Below are 15,010 nucleotides of genomic sequence, written 5' to 3' on the forward strand. Positions count from 1 at the left end.
CCATGAAGAACCATCTTTTTCGCGATCGCGCGCCGATCACCGAAGCCGGCTGGGAAGAGATCGAGAAGGAGGCGAAGCGCACCTTGCACGCGCTTCTCGCCGCCCGCCGTGTCGTCGACTTCAAGGGGCCTCTGGGATGGGGTGCCTCCGATGTCGAGCTTGGCCGAGCCGATGCCATTGCCTCGCCGCCGTCGGCCGACAGGGTGCAGGCGCGGCTGCGTCGCATCCAGCCTCTGGTCGAACTGCGCATTCCCTTCGAGATGAGCCGCAGCGAGCTCGATGCGATCGATCGCGGTGCCCGCGATCCCGACCTCGATCCGGTGACGGCGGCCGCACGCGAGATCGCCATTGCGGAGGACCGCGCGATCTTTCACGGCTACGAGGCGGCGCAGATTTCCGGTATCTGCGAGGCGCAGGCGGCCAATGCCGTGCCCTTGGGCGGCAGCCATGCCGACTATCCCGATGCGGTGGCCGCGGCGCTGAAGGCGCTGCGCGACGAAGGCGTCGATGGGCCTTTCGCCGTGGTGCTGAGCGAACAGCTCTACAAGGACCTCACTGCGCGCACCGACGGCGGCTATCCGATCCTGAGCCATGTGCAGCGGCTGATCGACGGCGATGTCCATGCCGCCCCCGGTCTCGAGGGCGGCCTGGTGATCTCGCTGCGCGGCGGCGATTTCGAGCTGACCGTAGGCCAGGATTTCTCCATCGGCTACCTCGACCACGATGCAGAGCGCGTGCGGCTCTATATCGAGGAAAGCTTTACCTTCCTGGTTCTGTCCGCCCAGGCGGCCATTCCGCTCAGTGCCGGTGGTGCGACGAAGGGGAAACGCTAGTCCCTTCCCTCGGCGGCGACTTCGTGGACATTGCCGGATATGATCGTCCGGCATGATCGAGAAGCAGGACGTCCAGGAACTCTTCCCGACCCCTTTGTGGATCGTGGATCTCCAGCCCGCCGCGGCGGTGGCGCTGAATGCTCGGCTGAACGCCGAGATCGAGCGGCTGATCACGCCACGTCCGGCTGTCCCGGTGGGCAGCAATTGGCAGACTCCGCAGGACCTGCATACGCGCCCGGCGTTTGCCGAATTCATCAAGCTGGTCGAGACGGCAGCGCGCGGCGTCGCGCGCTTCCTGCAGGTCGATCAGTATCCCATGGCCATCACCGGCTGCTGGGCCAACATCAATCCGCCGGGTGCCTATCATCCGATGCACCACCATCCGAACAACTACCTGAGCGGCGTTTACTACGTGGCGGTGCCGCCGCCGGGCTCGCTGATCCTGTTCCAGGATCCGCGCGGACAGGCGTCGATGATCATGCCCAAGCCGCGTCAGTACACGCGAATGACCGCCAACGGCGCCAATGCCGAGAGCAAGGAAGGGCGCCTGTTGATCTTCCCGTCATGGCTGAAGCACACGGTGCCGCCCAACGATGGGCAGAGCGATCGTGTAAGCATTTCGTTCAACCTGATGTTCAAGAACTTCAGCGAAACCATGGCCTCGCCGCTCTGGGATCCCACCGCCGGGAAGACCGGCTAACGCCGCGCCCGTCCCGCGCGTGCAGCCTGGGATAATCTGAGGCAGAGCCGGCGGGCGATCGCCTCGTCGGGCAGGCCGGTCCGCTTGCACTCGATCTCGGCCTCCAGGATCGTCGTCAGCGCTGCGGAAAGTCGCGGCAGCGGCCAGTTGCGCAGGTGACGCTCGAACCGCTGGCGCACCGGGCCGCCGCGCGGCAATCCGCGCGCCTTGAACATCGCGGCTTCGAGGTTGCCGCCCTTGGCGGCGTGTCCCGACACGAGATGAAGCTGGTCGGCGTGGCGCTGCAGGGAGCGTACGAGCTGCACCGGATTGCCGCCTTCGGCGAACACGCGGTCCAGCGCACGGTCAAGGGCCACCGGCTCACCGTCGAAGGTCGCCGCGATCACGTCGTCGATGCCGATTGAGGCCGTGTCGCCCAGCACTGCCATCGCATCCTCGAGCGTGACGGTCTTGCCGGCGTCGGTGCCCTTGTAGAGCAGGAGCTTGTCGATCTCGCTGCGCGTCTGGCCGCGATCGCCGCCCAGCCGCTCGACGATCCATTCCAGCGCTTCGGGCTCGACCGCCAGGCCGAGCGCGCGGGCCGAGCTCTCGACCAGCCCTTCGAGAGCGGCTTCGTTGTCCATGTAGCAAGGCAGGGCTGCCAAAGTGGGCTCGGTTTCGGCCAGCGTGCGCAGGGTCGAGCGCGGCGTGAGATTGCCACCCTCGACGATGATCAACGCATCGCCTGCCGTTGCTTCCACCAGATTCTGGAGCGCGGTCGCGGACTCCTCGCCGGCTGGCCGCACGCGGATCACGCGCCTGCCGCCCATCAGCGACATGGCGCCGAACTCGTCGGCCAGCCGCGCCGGATCGCCCTTCAGCACGTCGCCGGCAATGTCGACGACACGGAACGGGTCCTTGAGGTCTTCGCAGACGGTCTTGGCGAGCTGGGCCGCCCGCTCGGCGATCAGCCCGTCGTCATTGCCGTAGATCACCACGCCCCGGATCTTGGGATCCGGCTTCCGGAGAAAAGCTTCGGCGTTGCGCGGCTCGATCTTCACGCCGTCTTCATACCACGACGTTGACGATGCGGTTGGGCACGACGATGACGCGCTTGGGCGTCTTGCCGTCGAGGCCGCGCGCCAGCTCCGGCAGAGCAAGGGCGGTCTTCTCGGCAACCTCTTTGGGCGCGTCCTTGGCTAGCGCAATCGTGCCGCGCAGCTTGCCGTTCAACTGGACCGCCACGGTGACGGTGTCGTCGACCAACAGGGCGTCGTCGGGCAACGGCCAGGGCGAGTCGGCCAGCAGGCTCTTGTGGCCGAGCGCCCCCCAAAGCTCTTCGGCGAGATGCGGCGTCATCGGCCCGATCAGGCGCACGAAGATCTCCAGCGCCTCGCGCAACGCCCACTTGGCCGACTCCTCCTCAGCCTTGGCCGAGTCGATGATGTTGGCGAACTCGTAGAGGCGCGCCACGGCCTTGTTGAAGTGGAAGGCCTCGATGTCGGTCGAAATGCCGGCGATCGACTTGTGCGCCGCGCGACGCAGGGCCATGGCGGCATCGGAGAAAACGCCGGGCTTGGGTGTGCCGGCAGGCGGCAGCTTCTCGATGGCGGCCGTGGCAATGCGGAACAGCCGCTGCTGGAAGCGCCAGGCGCCGGTGACGCCGGCTTCGGTCCATTCAAGGTCGCGCTCCGGCGGGCTGTCGGAGAGCATGAACCAGCGCGCGGTATCGGCGCCGTAGTCGCGGATGATCTGGTCCGGGTCGACGACGTTCTTCTTCGACTTGGACATCTTCTCCGAACGGCCGACCTCGACAGGGCTCTTGTCCGAGAGGCGCACGACCTTGCCGCCCTCCACCCGCTCGATCTCTTCGGGCGTCAGCCAGGTGCCGTCACTTGCGCGATAGGTCTCGTGGCAGACCATGCCTTGCGTGAACAACCCGTCGAACGGCTCGTCGCGGCTGGTCAGCTGGACTTCGCGCATGGCGCGCGTCCAGAAGCGCGAGTAGAGCAGATGCAGGATCGCGTGCTCGACGCCGCCGATATACTGATCGACCGGCATCCAGTAGTGATTCTCGTCGCGATCGAAGGGCGCCGTCGCCAGCTGCGGCGAGGTGAATCGGTCGAAGTACCAGCTCGAATCGATGAAGGTGTCGAACGTGTCGGTCTCGCGCCGCGCCGGCTTGCCGCAACTCGGGCACGCGACGTGTTTCCATGTCGGATGACGGTCGAGCGGATTGCCCGGCCGGTCGAAGGTGACGTCTTCCGGCAGTTCGACGGGCAGGTCCTTGTCCGGCACCGGCACGACGCCACAGCTCTCGCAGTGGATCGCCGGGATCGGGCAACCCCAGTAGCGCTGGCGCGAGACCAGCCAGTCGCGCAGGCGATACTGGGTGGTGCCCTTGCCGACACCCATCTCCTCCAGCCGCGCGATGACCCGGCTCTTGGCTTCCTCGACGTCGAGTCCGTTCAGGAAGTCGGAGTTCACGATGACGCCGTCCTCGATGAACGGCGCCGCCGCGATGTCGATCTTCGCGCCGTCGGCCGGCGCCACCACCTGCAGGATCGGCAGGCCGTACTTGGTCGCGAATTCATGGTCGCGCTCATCGTGGCCGGGGCAGCCGAAGATCGCGCCGGTGCCGTATTCCATCAGCACGAAGTTGGCGGCATAGACCGCCACCGTCTTGCCCGGCATCAACGGATGCTGCGCAAGCAGCGGCAGCTTGTAGCCCTGCTTCTCCGCGGTCTCGACCTCGGCCGCCGCCGTTCCGGTCTTGCGGCATTCGGCAACGAAGCGCTGCAGGCCGGGATCGTCGGCCGCGAGGCCTGCGACCAGCGGATGCTCGGCCGACAGCGCCATGAACGAAGCGCCGTAGAGCGTGTCAGGACGCGTGGTGAAGATTTCGAGCTTGCCGTGATCCTTCCCGGACGTGTCGGTGAGCTTCCAGAAGACACGCGCGCCGCGGCTCTTGCCGATCCAGTTCGCCTGCATCAGGCGCACCTTCTCCGGCCAGCGCTCGAGCGTGTCGAGGCGGCTCAGCAGCTCGTCGGCGAAATGCGTGATCTTGAGGTTCCACTGCGTGAGCTTGCGGCGCTCCACCGGCGCCCCGGTACGCCAACCCTTGCCTTCGATCACCTGCTCGTTCGCCAGCACGGTGTTGTCGACGGGATCCCAGTTGACCCAGGCTTCCTTGCGGTAGGCGAGCCCCGCCTTCCAGAAGTCGAGGAACATCTTCTGCTGGTGACGGTAGTAGGTCGGATCGCAGGTCGCGAGTTCGCGGCTCCAGTCGAGCGACAGGCCCATCGACTTGAGCTGCGCCTTCATGGTGGCGATGTTCTCGTAGGTCCATTTCTTCGGATGGACCTTCTTTTCCATGGCGGCGTTCTCGGCCGGCAGGCCGAAAGCGTCCCAGCCCATGGGATGCAGGACGTTGAAGCCCTTGGCGCGCTTGTAGCGGGCGATCACGTCACCCTGCGTGTAGTTGCGCACGTGGCCCATATGGATGCGCCCCGACGGATAGGGGAACATTTCGAGCACGTAGTACTTGGGCCGCGCCTTATCCATGACGGCCTTGAAGGTCTGACGATCCTCCCAGACCTTCTGCCACTTGGCTTCGGTTTCGTGGAAATTGTAGCGCGCGGGTGCTGTGGGCGTCGACGACACGGACTTGTTCCCGAAAAAGACTGAGGCCGCAGCGGATGCCCGCTGCGGCCTCTCACGTCAAGCTTTTGGCGACAGGCCTGGAATGCGTCAGGAGCCGCCGGCGGGGCGCGGGGCGTTAGCCCCGTGCGATGACAACGGTTGGTCTCTCAGGATGGGCTCAGGACCCGCCTGCGATACGAAGCTGGCGCGCACGCGTCAGGATCGCGTTCTCGATATCGATATTGGTCCGCGGATCCACCTGGGCATCGACCCAGTTGCCACCACGCGGCGAGGTTTGCTGCTTGAACACCGAAACGCGGACGCCGTCGGCGCGCAGGTCGCGGTCGAGGATGGTGACCTGGACCTTCATGCGCTCGTTGGGCGTCTCGGAAGGCGTGTACCAGTCGGTGATGATGACCCCGCCGAACGGATCGGCCGAAACCAGCGGGATGAAATTGATGGTGTCGAGGGAAGCGCGCCACAGATAGGCGTTCACGGCCACGCCCGTTCCTGTATCGTCCTTCTTCTGCTGCTTGGAGCCGAACAGGCCGCCGGGACCGAAAAGACTGCCCTCATCACGGTTACGGCCGCCGAGGCCCTCTCGGACGTCACGCGTCGAACGATCACCGGACGGTCCGGTCCTCTTCTCCAGCGAGCTGCTGCCGTCGGCGCAGGCTCCCATGGCCAAAGGAGCGGCCAGAGCAAGCACGATGCTGCACGCGATAACGATCGGCGATCTAGACGAGCCCGGCATGATTTTGACGCCCTTATCTTCTCTGGCCGTGGACGGCACGGCGGCGGCCGGACCATAGGCCCAAGCGGTGGTGGACTGCAAGCGCGCGAGACAGCGCATCACAATAAGTTTTCAATAAAAACTATAACAACTCCTCAGGTGAGTTCTATCTCGAAACTAATTTGATTTTGTAGCTCAGGAGATGCACGGAAGCCTCTGGAAAATGTGACAAAGACGCCACAGGTGCGGACAGAATGGTGCAACGGCGCGTCCATTTCTTGACCCCCTTTTTGGCGAAGTGTTTTATAGGCCGGCCGCATTGGCGGGAGCCGTGAGTCGCTGCGTTCAGGCTTCCACTTTCCGCCGGTCGGACAGGCCTTTTGGTACGTACCAGTCTCTGATCAATGAGAGAGGGAGAATGATGAAAAAGCTTCTACTCGGCTCGACCGCTTTGGTCGTCGGCGGGCTGATGGCCGCCCCGGCCATGGCAGCCGATCCGATCAAGATCGGCGTGGGTGGTTACTACACCTTCTACGCGATCGCCGGCGGCATCGATTCCACCGTCGCCATGGACGGAACCTGGACCCAGTACAAGGGCCTCAACTTCCAGCAGGAAGGTGAAATCCACTTCATCGGCCAGACGAAGCTCGACAACGGCACGTCGGTCGGTCTGCATGTGGAGCTCGAAGGCTGGAATCCGAGTGGTACCCAGGCCCGTACGATCGACGAAGCGTTCCTCTTCGCCTTCGGCGACTGGGGTCGTCTCGAGTTCGGTGGCCGCGATCCGGCTTCGTACCGTATGTACTACGGCACGCCGTCCGCTCTGATCGGCTTCGGCGCCATCCAGCACAACACGTCGTTCGCCTGGGCCAACCAGTCGGTCATGTCGAACAACAAGGCGTGGTTCCACGCCACGACGACAACCAACGCCGGTCAGTTCCAGGACGGTCAGGGCATCAACTACTTCACGCCCCGCTTCCAGGGTCTGCAGATCGGTGTCGGCTATCGCCCGAAGGCCAACCTTGGCCAGCAGGCGGGTGCCCTCTCCGGCCTCGGCAGCCCGGGTCCGGCAGGCGTCGCAGGCGTTTGCGGTTACAACGATCCGACGACCTCCCCGAACTGCCCGTCGGCTGACTACTCGTGGCAGGACGTGTTCGACGTCGGCGTCAACTACCTGAACAAGTTCGGTGATGTGACCGTCGCCCTCTACGGCGCGTTCATGTACGCTTCGTTCATCCCCGGCAATCAGCCCTTCGGCACCCAGAACTACTCGAACGGTGCGAACCTGACGTCGTGGAAGCAGTGGGTCGTTGGTGCTCAGCTGGGCTACGCCGGCTTCACCATCGGTGGCGCCATCGGCTACGACAACAACGGCCTCGGCTCGAACTACTACACCAACGTCGACAACGACACCCGCTTCTACACCGCGGGCGTGATGTACGAGACGGGTCCGTGGCAGATGTCGTTCGTGTGGGTTGGCTCGTTCAACACCAACGGTAACGGCTCGGCTTCGGTCTCGAACATCGCAACGGGCACGGGCGCTCAGTCGACTGTTGCCTCCACGGGTGTCCCGGGCATCAATGCCAATGCCTTCAACGCGAACTCGCTCGGCGTTCTCCGCTTCGGTCAAGAGTCGGTCCAGAAGTTCGAAGTTGGTGTCAACTACGCGCTCGGACCGGGCGTGAAGCTGACCGGCGGTGGTCTGTACTACGCCGCCTCGGGTCCCTCGAATGCCGTCTCCGGCAATTCCTGGGGCATCCTGGTCGGTATGGACCTGCGCTTCTAGTCGCAAGTCCTACGGATAAAATTGGAAGGAGCGGGCGAAAGCCCGCTCTTTTCTTTTGCGTCCAGTCCGTCCGATGGAACAGGCCGGCTCAGGACTTGCAGGCCACCATGTTGACGAACAGTGTCGGCAGGTAGGTCCGCGAGACAGGCAAGCGTTCGGTGGCCTGGCGCGCCAGAACCGCCTTGTTGTCCTCGTGGTCGAGCACGAGCTGGAAGAGACCTTGCTCGACGGCGCCGGCCCGAGGATCGAGATCGGGTTTGCCGTCTCTTTCCACGCGATAGGCAACGTCGAGCCCAACATCACCGCCGCAGTAGAAGGTGCGGGCGACTTCCAACCGGCCGAACAGCAGTCGCAACCCGCTTAACGAGAAGCGCCAGTAATCGTCGGGCGTGGCATGGAAGGCCTGCGACCAGGCCGTCGAGACATAGGCGATACCGCCCGGCCGCAGCAGCCGTTCGATGTTGCGGGCAGCCCGCGCGGGATGGCGCGTCCGTTCCAGCACGTGGCGACTGATCACGAGATCGAACTGCTTCTCGTCGAGCTTGCCGCCGAGCGTGCGGGGATCGCTGCAGATGTCGGCAACGCAATCGACATTGGTGCCATCGAAGGCGTCGAGGCCGACGAAATGCGCCCGCGGGCCGAAGCGCTTGGCGACCAGACTCCGCCAGTTGCGTTCGTTGCGATCGGAGAGGAGGCTGCGCGAGCCTACCTGCAGCACGCGGGGCGCGCGTCGCCCGACCGACTGGGCGACGCGATCGAACAGCAACTCGATCTCCCGGCTGACGCTCGTGCCGACGACGCGGAGCTCGCTCCTCGGGCCGGAGCCTGCTGGCTCTGAAGCAGGTGCGTCGCCGGCGGACTTCATGGCTGCGATCTCATTCACGTACGACCAGGATGTGCATGCGCCGCGGCCCATGCGCACCCAGCTCGATGGTCTGCTCGATATCGCCGGTCCGCGACGGGCCGGTGATGGTGTTGACGGTCCGCGGCATGCGGTCCTTCCCGTAGCGCTCGCGCAGCCGCGTCCAGACATCTTCGTAGCCGCTGACGATATCGCCTTCCCGCAAGACGACGATGTGCGTGTCCGGCAGCAGATTGAGCGACACAGGATGGTCGGGCCCAGAGGCCATCACCACGGTTCCGGTTTCGGCGATGCCGGCGAAAGCTCCTGTGATCGAGACCTGGTCGCCGCCCTCGCCACGCCCGCGCCGGATCGACAGCATCTTCTCGCTTGCCCAGTTGTAGCCCTCGAGAAGCGGCGAGGGTGCCATGGCGACGGTGGCGGGCAGGTTGCTGCGTGCGAGAAAGGCCGTCACTTCGCCCGGCACGTCGGCTGTGCCGATGCGTGCAATGGTGGCGTTGTTGAACTCCGCCCACTGGCAGAACAGTGCCACCTTGTCGGCCGGTGCGACCTGCGCGCGCGCGATGGTGGGACCGCGGGGCGGCTGGGCCAGCCGGCCCTGAACGTTCTTCAATCCATCGCCGGCAAGCTCGCCCCGCTGCAATGAGCGGCGGATGCCGTTCAGAATCTGCGCGCGGTCGGCGCTCATGACTGCCTCCTCGCAGCCTTCCATTGCGCGTGGAAGGTGCCGCCAGGCGGCGGTGCGGGTAAGTCGCGGAAACGCGTCCAGCCGCCGGCCAGCGGCAGGCTGCGGTAGCGACCCTCGGCGCGCCCGAACAGGGAGAGCACGCGGTTGGCGATGGCCGTCAGGCTACGATAGAGACCGGGCCGTCGGGCCACGAAGCTCCAGAGCGCGAGGCCCTGACGAACGGCCTTGGGTGTCAGGTGTCGCTCGAACTCGCGTTCGCGCCAGTGTCGCATCAGCTTTGGCAGGGGGATGCGTACCGGACAGACGCTCTCGCAGCGGCCGCAGAAGGTCGACGCGTTGGGCAGGTTGCTCGCTTCCTCGACGCCCACGAGCTGGGGGGTCAGCACCGCGCCCATCGGACCGGGATAGACCCAGCCATAGGCGTGGCCGCCGACGGCGCCATAGACCGGGCAGTGATTCATGCAGGCGCCGCAGCGGATGCAGCGTAGAATCTCCTGCATCTCGGTGCCCAGGACGCCGGAGCGGCCGTTGTCGAGCAGCACCACGTGATACTGCTCCGGTCCGTCGAGATCGCCGGACCGCTTCGGTCCGGTATTGAGTGTCGTGTAGGCCGACGATTCCTGGCCCGTAGCCGAACGTGCCAGCACGCGCAGCAGCACGGCGGCGTCTTCGAGCGTCGGGATCACCTTCTCGATGCTGGCCAGCACGATGTGCATCTTGGGCAGCGTGTTCGAGAGATCGGCATTGCCCTCGTTGGTCACCAGCATCGACGAGCCGGTTTCGGCCACCAGGAAGTTGGCGCCCGTCAGTCCCACATCGGCATCGAGGAATTTCTGGCGCAGGACATAGCGCGCTTCGGCGACGAGATCGTTGCGCTCGGTCAGCCGCTTGTCGAACCCCAACTTACGGTGATGCTCGAGGAACGTGTCGGCCACCTGATCCTTGGTGAGATGAACGGCAGGCGCGATGATGTGGCTGGGCGGCTCGTGGCGGAGCTGGATGATGTACTCGCCGAGATCGGTCTCGATCGGCGCGATGCCCAGTTCTTCGAGATGCTCGTTGAGGGCGATCTCTTCCGCCACCATCGATTTCGACTTGGCGACGGTGCGTGCGCCGACGCTGCGGCAGAGATCGGCGATAATGCGCCGCGCATCGGCGGCCGTCGGCGCCCAATGGACGTGGCCGCCGAGGGCGATGACCTTGCGCTCGAACTCCTCGAGATAGAAATCGAGATTGGCCAGCGTGTGGTTCTTGATGTCGCGCGCGCGGTCGCGCAGCGCCTCGAATTCGGGCAGCCGTTCGGCCGCCTGGCGTCGGCGCTCGGAAAAGCCGACCTTCAGCTTGGAAAGCGAATCCTGCAGGTTGGGATCGGCCAGGGCTGCGCCGACATTGTCCTTGAAAGCGTGGGCGGTGGATTGCATCAGCGGGCTCCCGTATCGGGCTCGCCGATTGCAGGCAGGTTGCCCATGCCGGCCAGAACCTCGGCGACGTGACGTACGCGCACTGCGCTGCCTTCACGCTGCAGCTTGCCGGCCATGTTCATCAGACAGCCAAGGTCGCCCGCCAGCAGAGTATCTGCGCCCGTTGCCGCGATGTCGGCCGACTTCTCGCCGACCATGGCATTGGAGATCTCCGGATACTTCACGCAGAACGTCCCGCCGAAGCCGCAGCAGACTTCAGGCGTCTTCATCTCGCGAAGGGCAAGACCCTTCACCGACCCGAGCAACTGCCGCGGCTGCTGCTTCACGCCAAGTTCGCGCAGGCCGGAGCATGAATCATGATAGGTGACCGTGCCGTCGTAGCGGGCGGCGACCTTGTCGACGTGCAGGACGTCGACCAGGAAAGAGATCAGCTCGTGGCTGCGCGCGGCGAGATCCTCCGCCCGAGCCTTGAGGGCTGGATCGTCGTCGAACAAAGCAGGGTAGTGGTGCGACAGCATTCCACCGCAGGAACCCGAGGGCGCCACCACGGCGTCGTACCCGTCGAAGGCGTCCATGACCTGTATCGCGATGGCCCGGGTCGTGGCGCGATCGCCGGTATTGTAGGCGGGCTGACCGCAGCAGACCTGCAACGGTGGGACCTCGACAGTACAGCCTGCCTCCTCGAGCAGCTTGACGGCGGCGAAGCCTACCGTGGGCCGGAAGAGGTCGACCAGACAGGTGACGAAGAGCGCAACACGGCGCGGCGGGGGGCGGTGGTTTTCAATCGAAGTGGACACGCCGGCCACCATGGCAGCGGCGAAAATAGGGTGCAATGGCCCCTTTTTTAGAATCATTCTCGCCGGCCCGAACGGCCCGCCACTGTTGCAGGATCATCGCCTCGATCGAAAAGCTGGCGCGGCTTTCCGCTCAAGTTCCATACCGAGGAGGGCTACTAAGATCTGGTGGGCAACGGCGCGCCGATCTTCGTCATTCGCGATCCGCAAAGGCGCGATTGATCGCGATCGGCAAGCCGACGCGGTATCAGGTCTTATTGGGGACGAGAACGATGGCGCGGCCGTCACCGACCATGCGGCCGGCCCAATCGGCCGCTTGTTTGCCGGGGCCGAAATAAACGTCGCCGCGCGCCGGGCCCTTGATGGCCGCACCTGTATCCTGAGAGATCATCAGCCGGCGATAGGGCTCCGTTACGCCGGGCTTGCGCGCTACCGGGCGCTTGGTGTCGATCCAGATCGGCGTGCCATAGGGCGTGATCGTCGGGTCGATCGCCATGCTGCGCTGCGCCGTCAACACGACGCCTTCGGCGCCGATCGGCGCGGAGGTCCGGGTGTCCTTGAAGAAGATGTAGCGCTCGTTGCGGCGCATCACATCCCGCGCCTGCTGCGGATTGTGCTTCAGCCAGTCGCGGATGGCGGGCCAGGTCGCATCTTCCCTCTTCATCACGCCCATCTCGGCCAGCACCGCGGCCATCGCCGTATAGGGGCGATTGTTGGAGCCGTCGAAGCCCAGGGTCATGGTCCCGCCCTCGGCGAGCTGGATGCGGCCGCTGCCCTGGACCTGCACCTCGAACAGCCCGACCGGATCCTGCACCCAGGCGATCTCGAGGCCCTTGCCTTTCAGCACGCCGCTCTCGATCTCGGCGCGCGTGTAGTAGGGCTTGTCGGTAAGGTCGGGCGGCTTGCGATAGACCGGCACGGTGAAAAGACGCGACGGCGCCTTGCTGCCCCGCAGTTCCGGTTCGAAGTAGCCGGTAAACTTGCCCGGAGACTGGACGACCAGCGGGCGGAAATTGTCTTCGAAGAAGAGGCGTGCGGCACGCGCGTCGCCGGATTTCACGGCGGCCGCCGAAGCGCAGATGTTTCTCCATTCGGCCGAGGTAATCGTCTTTTCGCCGCCGTCAGTGGCGATCTTGGTGTCGGGGCCCGTCGTCAGCTTAGGGCAGGAGCGGCGGAACGTGACCAAGGCTTCGCCGTGCCGATCGTCCGCCCAGCCGGGAATTTCGTTGTAGGAGATCGGCGCCATCGCGACACGCGCCTCGGGCGCGGCACCCGGTGTGCTTGCGCAAGCAGAAAGAAGACCTGCAACGGCCAGCCATGCCGCGCCGCTGGCGAGGACGCTCCAACGCATTATCGGCAACGCCTCCTTCAGCCTTCGCTTTCGGTCTTGATGAGCTGCCAATTGGGATCGCTGGACTTGGTGTCGCGTCGGAAGGTCCAGAGGTCCACGACCTTCTGCACTTCGTTCGGATTGCCGTCGACGATCTGGCCTTCGGCATTGCGCACGACGTTAATCTGTTCGCTGACGAAGCGCACGGTCACTGCGGCATGCGTGCCCTGCATCTCGGCGCCCGCGATGTCGGAAGCCTCGAAGCCGATCAACGTGCCTTCGGCCTTTTCGTTGCGCTCGGCGCGGCCGCGGATGGCGGCCTCGAAGCTTGCAAACGTGGGGCCGTCGAGCAGCGGCTTCAGCGTTCCCGTATCGCCGCGTGCGAAAGCTTCGACGATGGCGGTGAAGGCGGCGCGGGCGCCAGCGGCAAAGCCCAGCGGATCGAAGGACGGATCGGCGGCGCGGATCGCGGCGACACCCGCTGTTGCCGTCGGCATCACCGTCGCGCGAATGCCGCCTGGACCGCTCGTCGCGCTCGAGGGCCGCGGTGCGGGCTGATTGGCTGTGGGCAGCGGCACGACATTGTCGTTGCCCTGTGCGGCGTCGCCACCGCTGCGCGGCGTTGCCGGAGGTGGCGTCGGCGGTGCGAACGGATCGCGCGCCGGCGGCCGTTCGTTGCCGGTACGCTTTCCAAGCACGGACCTCAGTCGCAAAATCAGAAAGACTGCGACCAGTCCAATAAGGATGATGTCGTAGTTGTTACCCACGATGGCGCTCCGCCAGCTCGCTACTCAAGCGTCCTTACCCTGTCCCCAAATTACATAGGCCCCGAATTGGGAAAGGGCAAGGCAACGAGATGCCGCCCTTTTGGGGCCCGGCCGACCTCAAATGGCGAGAATCACGATGTCGACGGGCTCCGCGACACCGCTGACCGTCCGATTCATCCGTCGTTCCCGAGGTTCGGCGGGTACGTAACCCTGATGCTCGGCCAATCGGTAGGTCGCAACATCTGTCAGGGCACACGTATGTTCCTCCTTGTTGTGCTTCTCCAGTTTCGCCGCGAAATTCACGGCGTCGCCGATCACGGTGAACTCCAGCCGTTCGCCGTCGCCCACCGCGCCAAAGACGACCCGCCCGGAGGATACGGCCAGCCCGACCTGGAGAGGCGCCATGGCCGCAGCCTGACGCTCGCGTGACCATTGCGTGGCGGCCGCCATCACGGCGTCGGCGGCGCGCAGCGCATCGGCCGCGGCCGTCGGCGATGGCGCAACTGCGCCAAACGACGCGAGGATGCCGTCGCCCAGGAATTTGTCGATACTACCGCCGTGCGCGGCGATCAGCGGGCAGATGCGACCCTGATACTCCTGCAGGAGTTTCATCACCGCGTCGGGGGCGAGTTCGGTCGACAGCCGCGTGAAGCCGCGCAGGTCGACCGTCAGGATGGCGACGTCGCGCAGCTCGCCTTCGCCGGCCCTGATCGACATCGAGGCGCCCCGGATACGTGCCGCGACGCCGGGATCGAAGAAGCGCGAGAGATCGCGGGCGGCGACGCCCTCGCTCACCGCACGCACCAGCAGATAGCGTGCGCGGGCAATGGCAAGAGCCAGCACAATGGTCGTCAGCAGGATGGCGACCATCTTGTCGATCTCGGCGTAGAGCAGCAGCGCATTGCCGGTCATGTATTCGACGAAGTCGTCAGTCGGGTTGGGCGGGCCGCCGCGGCCGCCGATGGCGTAAAGGACGAGACCGATCCAGCCCAGAATGGCGACCAGGCCGGTAAACAGGACGAAGCGCGCCTCGAAGCGCAACGCGCGCAGGGCGATGAACAGGAATACGTAGAGAAGCGTCGGCACCTTCAGATAGAAGACGGCCGGCTGCGCATACTTGTAGTGGAACGAGTAGATCAGGCCCATCAGCAGGGCCATGTCCGCGATCACCGACAGGTAGAGCATCCAGGGCTTGAGCAGGCGGGCATAGGCGAGGCCGAGCCGCAGCAGGCAGAAGAGGCCATAGATCGCGAGCACCTCGACCTCGAAGGAGTAGTCCTCCTGCACCACCCCTGTAGGCATGGCGGTCGACTCGTAGACCGTGGTGACCAGCACGACGATCGCGAGCTGGACCCAACCGATCAGGATTTCGCTTTGCTCCTGCTGGCGGCGGATCGCCGCCAGCACGCGCTCCGGCAGTTGCCCGTCGCCTGCGCCATCGAACAACCATGCGCGCAGGCGGCCAAGCATTCGTC

The 15,010-nt window shown here is 65.1% G+C and carries 13 protein-coding genes; 3 read left to right on the top strand and 10 right to left on the bottom strand.

Annotated features, from left to right (window positions below):
- The first annotated feature begins 2 nt into the window (after positions 1-2).
- Entirely contained in the window at positions 3-833 is an 831-nt protein-coding gene (locus BN60_RS24415) for a family 1 encapsulin nanocompartment shell protein (protein ID WP_020698802.1), read from the top strand.
- A 52-nt stretch (positions 834-885) separates the two neighbouring features.
- A complete protein-coding gene (locus tag BN60_RS24420; protein WP_020698803.1) occupies positions 886-1,533 on the top strand; it encodes a TIGR02466 family protein in 648 nt (215 codons plus the stop codon).
- On the opposite strand, the gene holA is transcribed toward BN60_RS24420, so the two are convergent.
- The 3 genes from holA to BN60_RS24435 all read right to left on the bottom strand — a co-directional run bounded on the left by holA (position 1,530) and on the right by BN60_RS24435 (position 5,908).
- Complete coding sequence (gene holA, locus BN60_RS24425; RefSeq protein WP_020698804.1) at positions 1,530-2,573, bottom strand: DNA polymerase III subunit delta; 1,044 nt, start codon at positions 2,571-2,573, stop codon at positions 1,530-1,532. The two genes, BN60_RS24420 and holA, sit on opposite strands and share 4 nt — an antisense overlap.
- A 7-nt stretch (positions 2,574-2,580) precedes the next feature.
- The gene (gene leuS / locus BN60_RS24430) at positions 2,581-5,175 is read right to left on the bottom strand and encodes a leucine--tRNA ligase (RefSeq protein ID WP_020698805.1); all 2,595 of its coding nucleotides are present in this window, start codon (positions 5,173-5,175) and stop codon (positions 2,581-2,583) included.
- A gap of 157 nt (positions 5,176-5,332) precedes the next feature.
- On the bottom strand, positions 5,333-5,908 hold the full coding sequence (locus BN60_RS24435) for a DUF3576 domain-containing protein (protein WP_215905937.1): 576 nt from the start codon (positions 5,906-5,908) through the stop codon (positions 5,333-5,335).
- A gap of 397 nt (positions 5,909-6,305) precedes the next feature.
- Here BN60_RS24435 and BN60_RS29245 point away from each other — a divergent pair, with 397 nt between their 5' ends.
- Positions 6,306-7,673 carry a porin gene (locus BN60_RS29245; RefSeq protein WP_020698807.1) on the top strand — a complete coding sequence of 456 codons (1,368 nt, stop codon included), beginning with the start codon at positions 6,306-6,308 and terminating at the stop codon, positions 7,671-7,673.
- 88 nt (positions 7,674-7,761) lie between these two features.
- Here the strand turns inward: BN60_RS29245 and BN60_RS29250 are convergent, their stop codons facing one another.
- The 7 genes from BN60_RS29250 to BN60_RS24475 all read right to left on the bottom strand — a co-directional run bounded on the left by BN60_RS29250 (position 7,762) and on the right by BN60_RS24475 (position 15,005).
- Positions 7,762-8,538 (bottom strand): class I SAM-dependent methyltransferase, encoded by a 777-nt coding sequence (locus BN60_RS29250; protein ID WP_020698808.1) that lies wholly within the window; start codon positions 8,536-8,538, stop codon positions 7,762-7,764.
- Positions 8,539-8,548: 10 nt separating this feature from the next.
- Positions 8,549-9,223 carry a LutC/YkgG family protein gene (locus BN60_RS24450; protein ID WP_020698809.1) on the bottom strand — a complete coding sequence of 225 codons (675 nt, stop codon included), beginning with the start codon at positions 9,221-9,223 and terminating at the stop codon, positions 8,549-8,551.
- Complete coding sequence (locus BN60_RS24455) at positions 9,220-10,644, bottom strand: LutB/LldF family L-lactate oxidation iron-sulfur protein (RefSeq protein WP_020698810.1); 1,425 nt, start codon at positions 10,642-10,644, stop codon at positions 9,220-9,222. The genes BN60_RS24450 and BN60_RS24455 overlap by 4 nt, the downstream gene beginning before the upstream one ends.
- Positions 10,644-11,441 carry a (Fe-S)-binding protein gene (locus tag BN60_RS24460; protein ID WP_425357818.1) on the bottom strand — a complete coding sequence of 266 codons (798 nt, stop codon included), beginning with the start codon at positions 11,439-11,441 and terminating at the stop codon, positions 10,644-10,646. The genes BN60_RS24455 and BN60_RS24460 overlap by 1 nt, the downstream gene beginning before the upstream one ends.
- A 244-nt stretch (positions 11,442-11,685) precedes the next feature.
- Complete coding sequence (gene mltA / locus BN60_RS24465) at positions 11,686-12,789, bottom strand: murein transglycosylase A (protein WP_020698812.1); 1,104 nt, start codon at positions 12,787-12,789, stop codon at positions 11,686-11,688.
- 17 nt (positions 12,790-12,806) lie between these two features.
- Complete coding sequence (locus BN60_RS24470) at positions 12,807-13,535, bottom strand: Tim44/TimA family putative adaptor protein (protein ID WP_020698813.1); 729 nt, start codon at positions 13,533-13,535, stop codon at positions 12,807-12,809.
- Positions 13,536-13,652: 117 nt separating this feature from the next.
- Entirely contained in the window at positions 13,653-15,005 is a 1,353-nt protein-coding gene (locus BN60_RS24475) for an adenylate/guanylate cyclase domain-containing protein (RefSeq protein ID WP_020698814.1), read from the bottom strand.
- Between the last annotated feature and the right edge of the window lie 5 nt (positions 15,006-15,010).

It is taken from the genome of Reyranella massiliensis 521 (assembly GCF_000312425.1).
GTDB classification, from domain to species: Bacteria; Pseudomonadota; Alphaproteobacteria; order Reyranellales; family Reyranellaceae; genus Reyranella; species Reyranella massiliensis.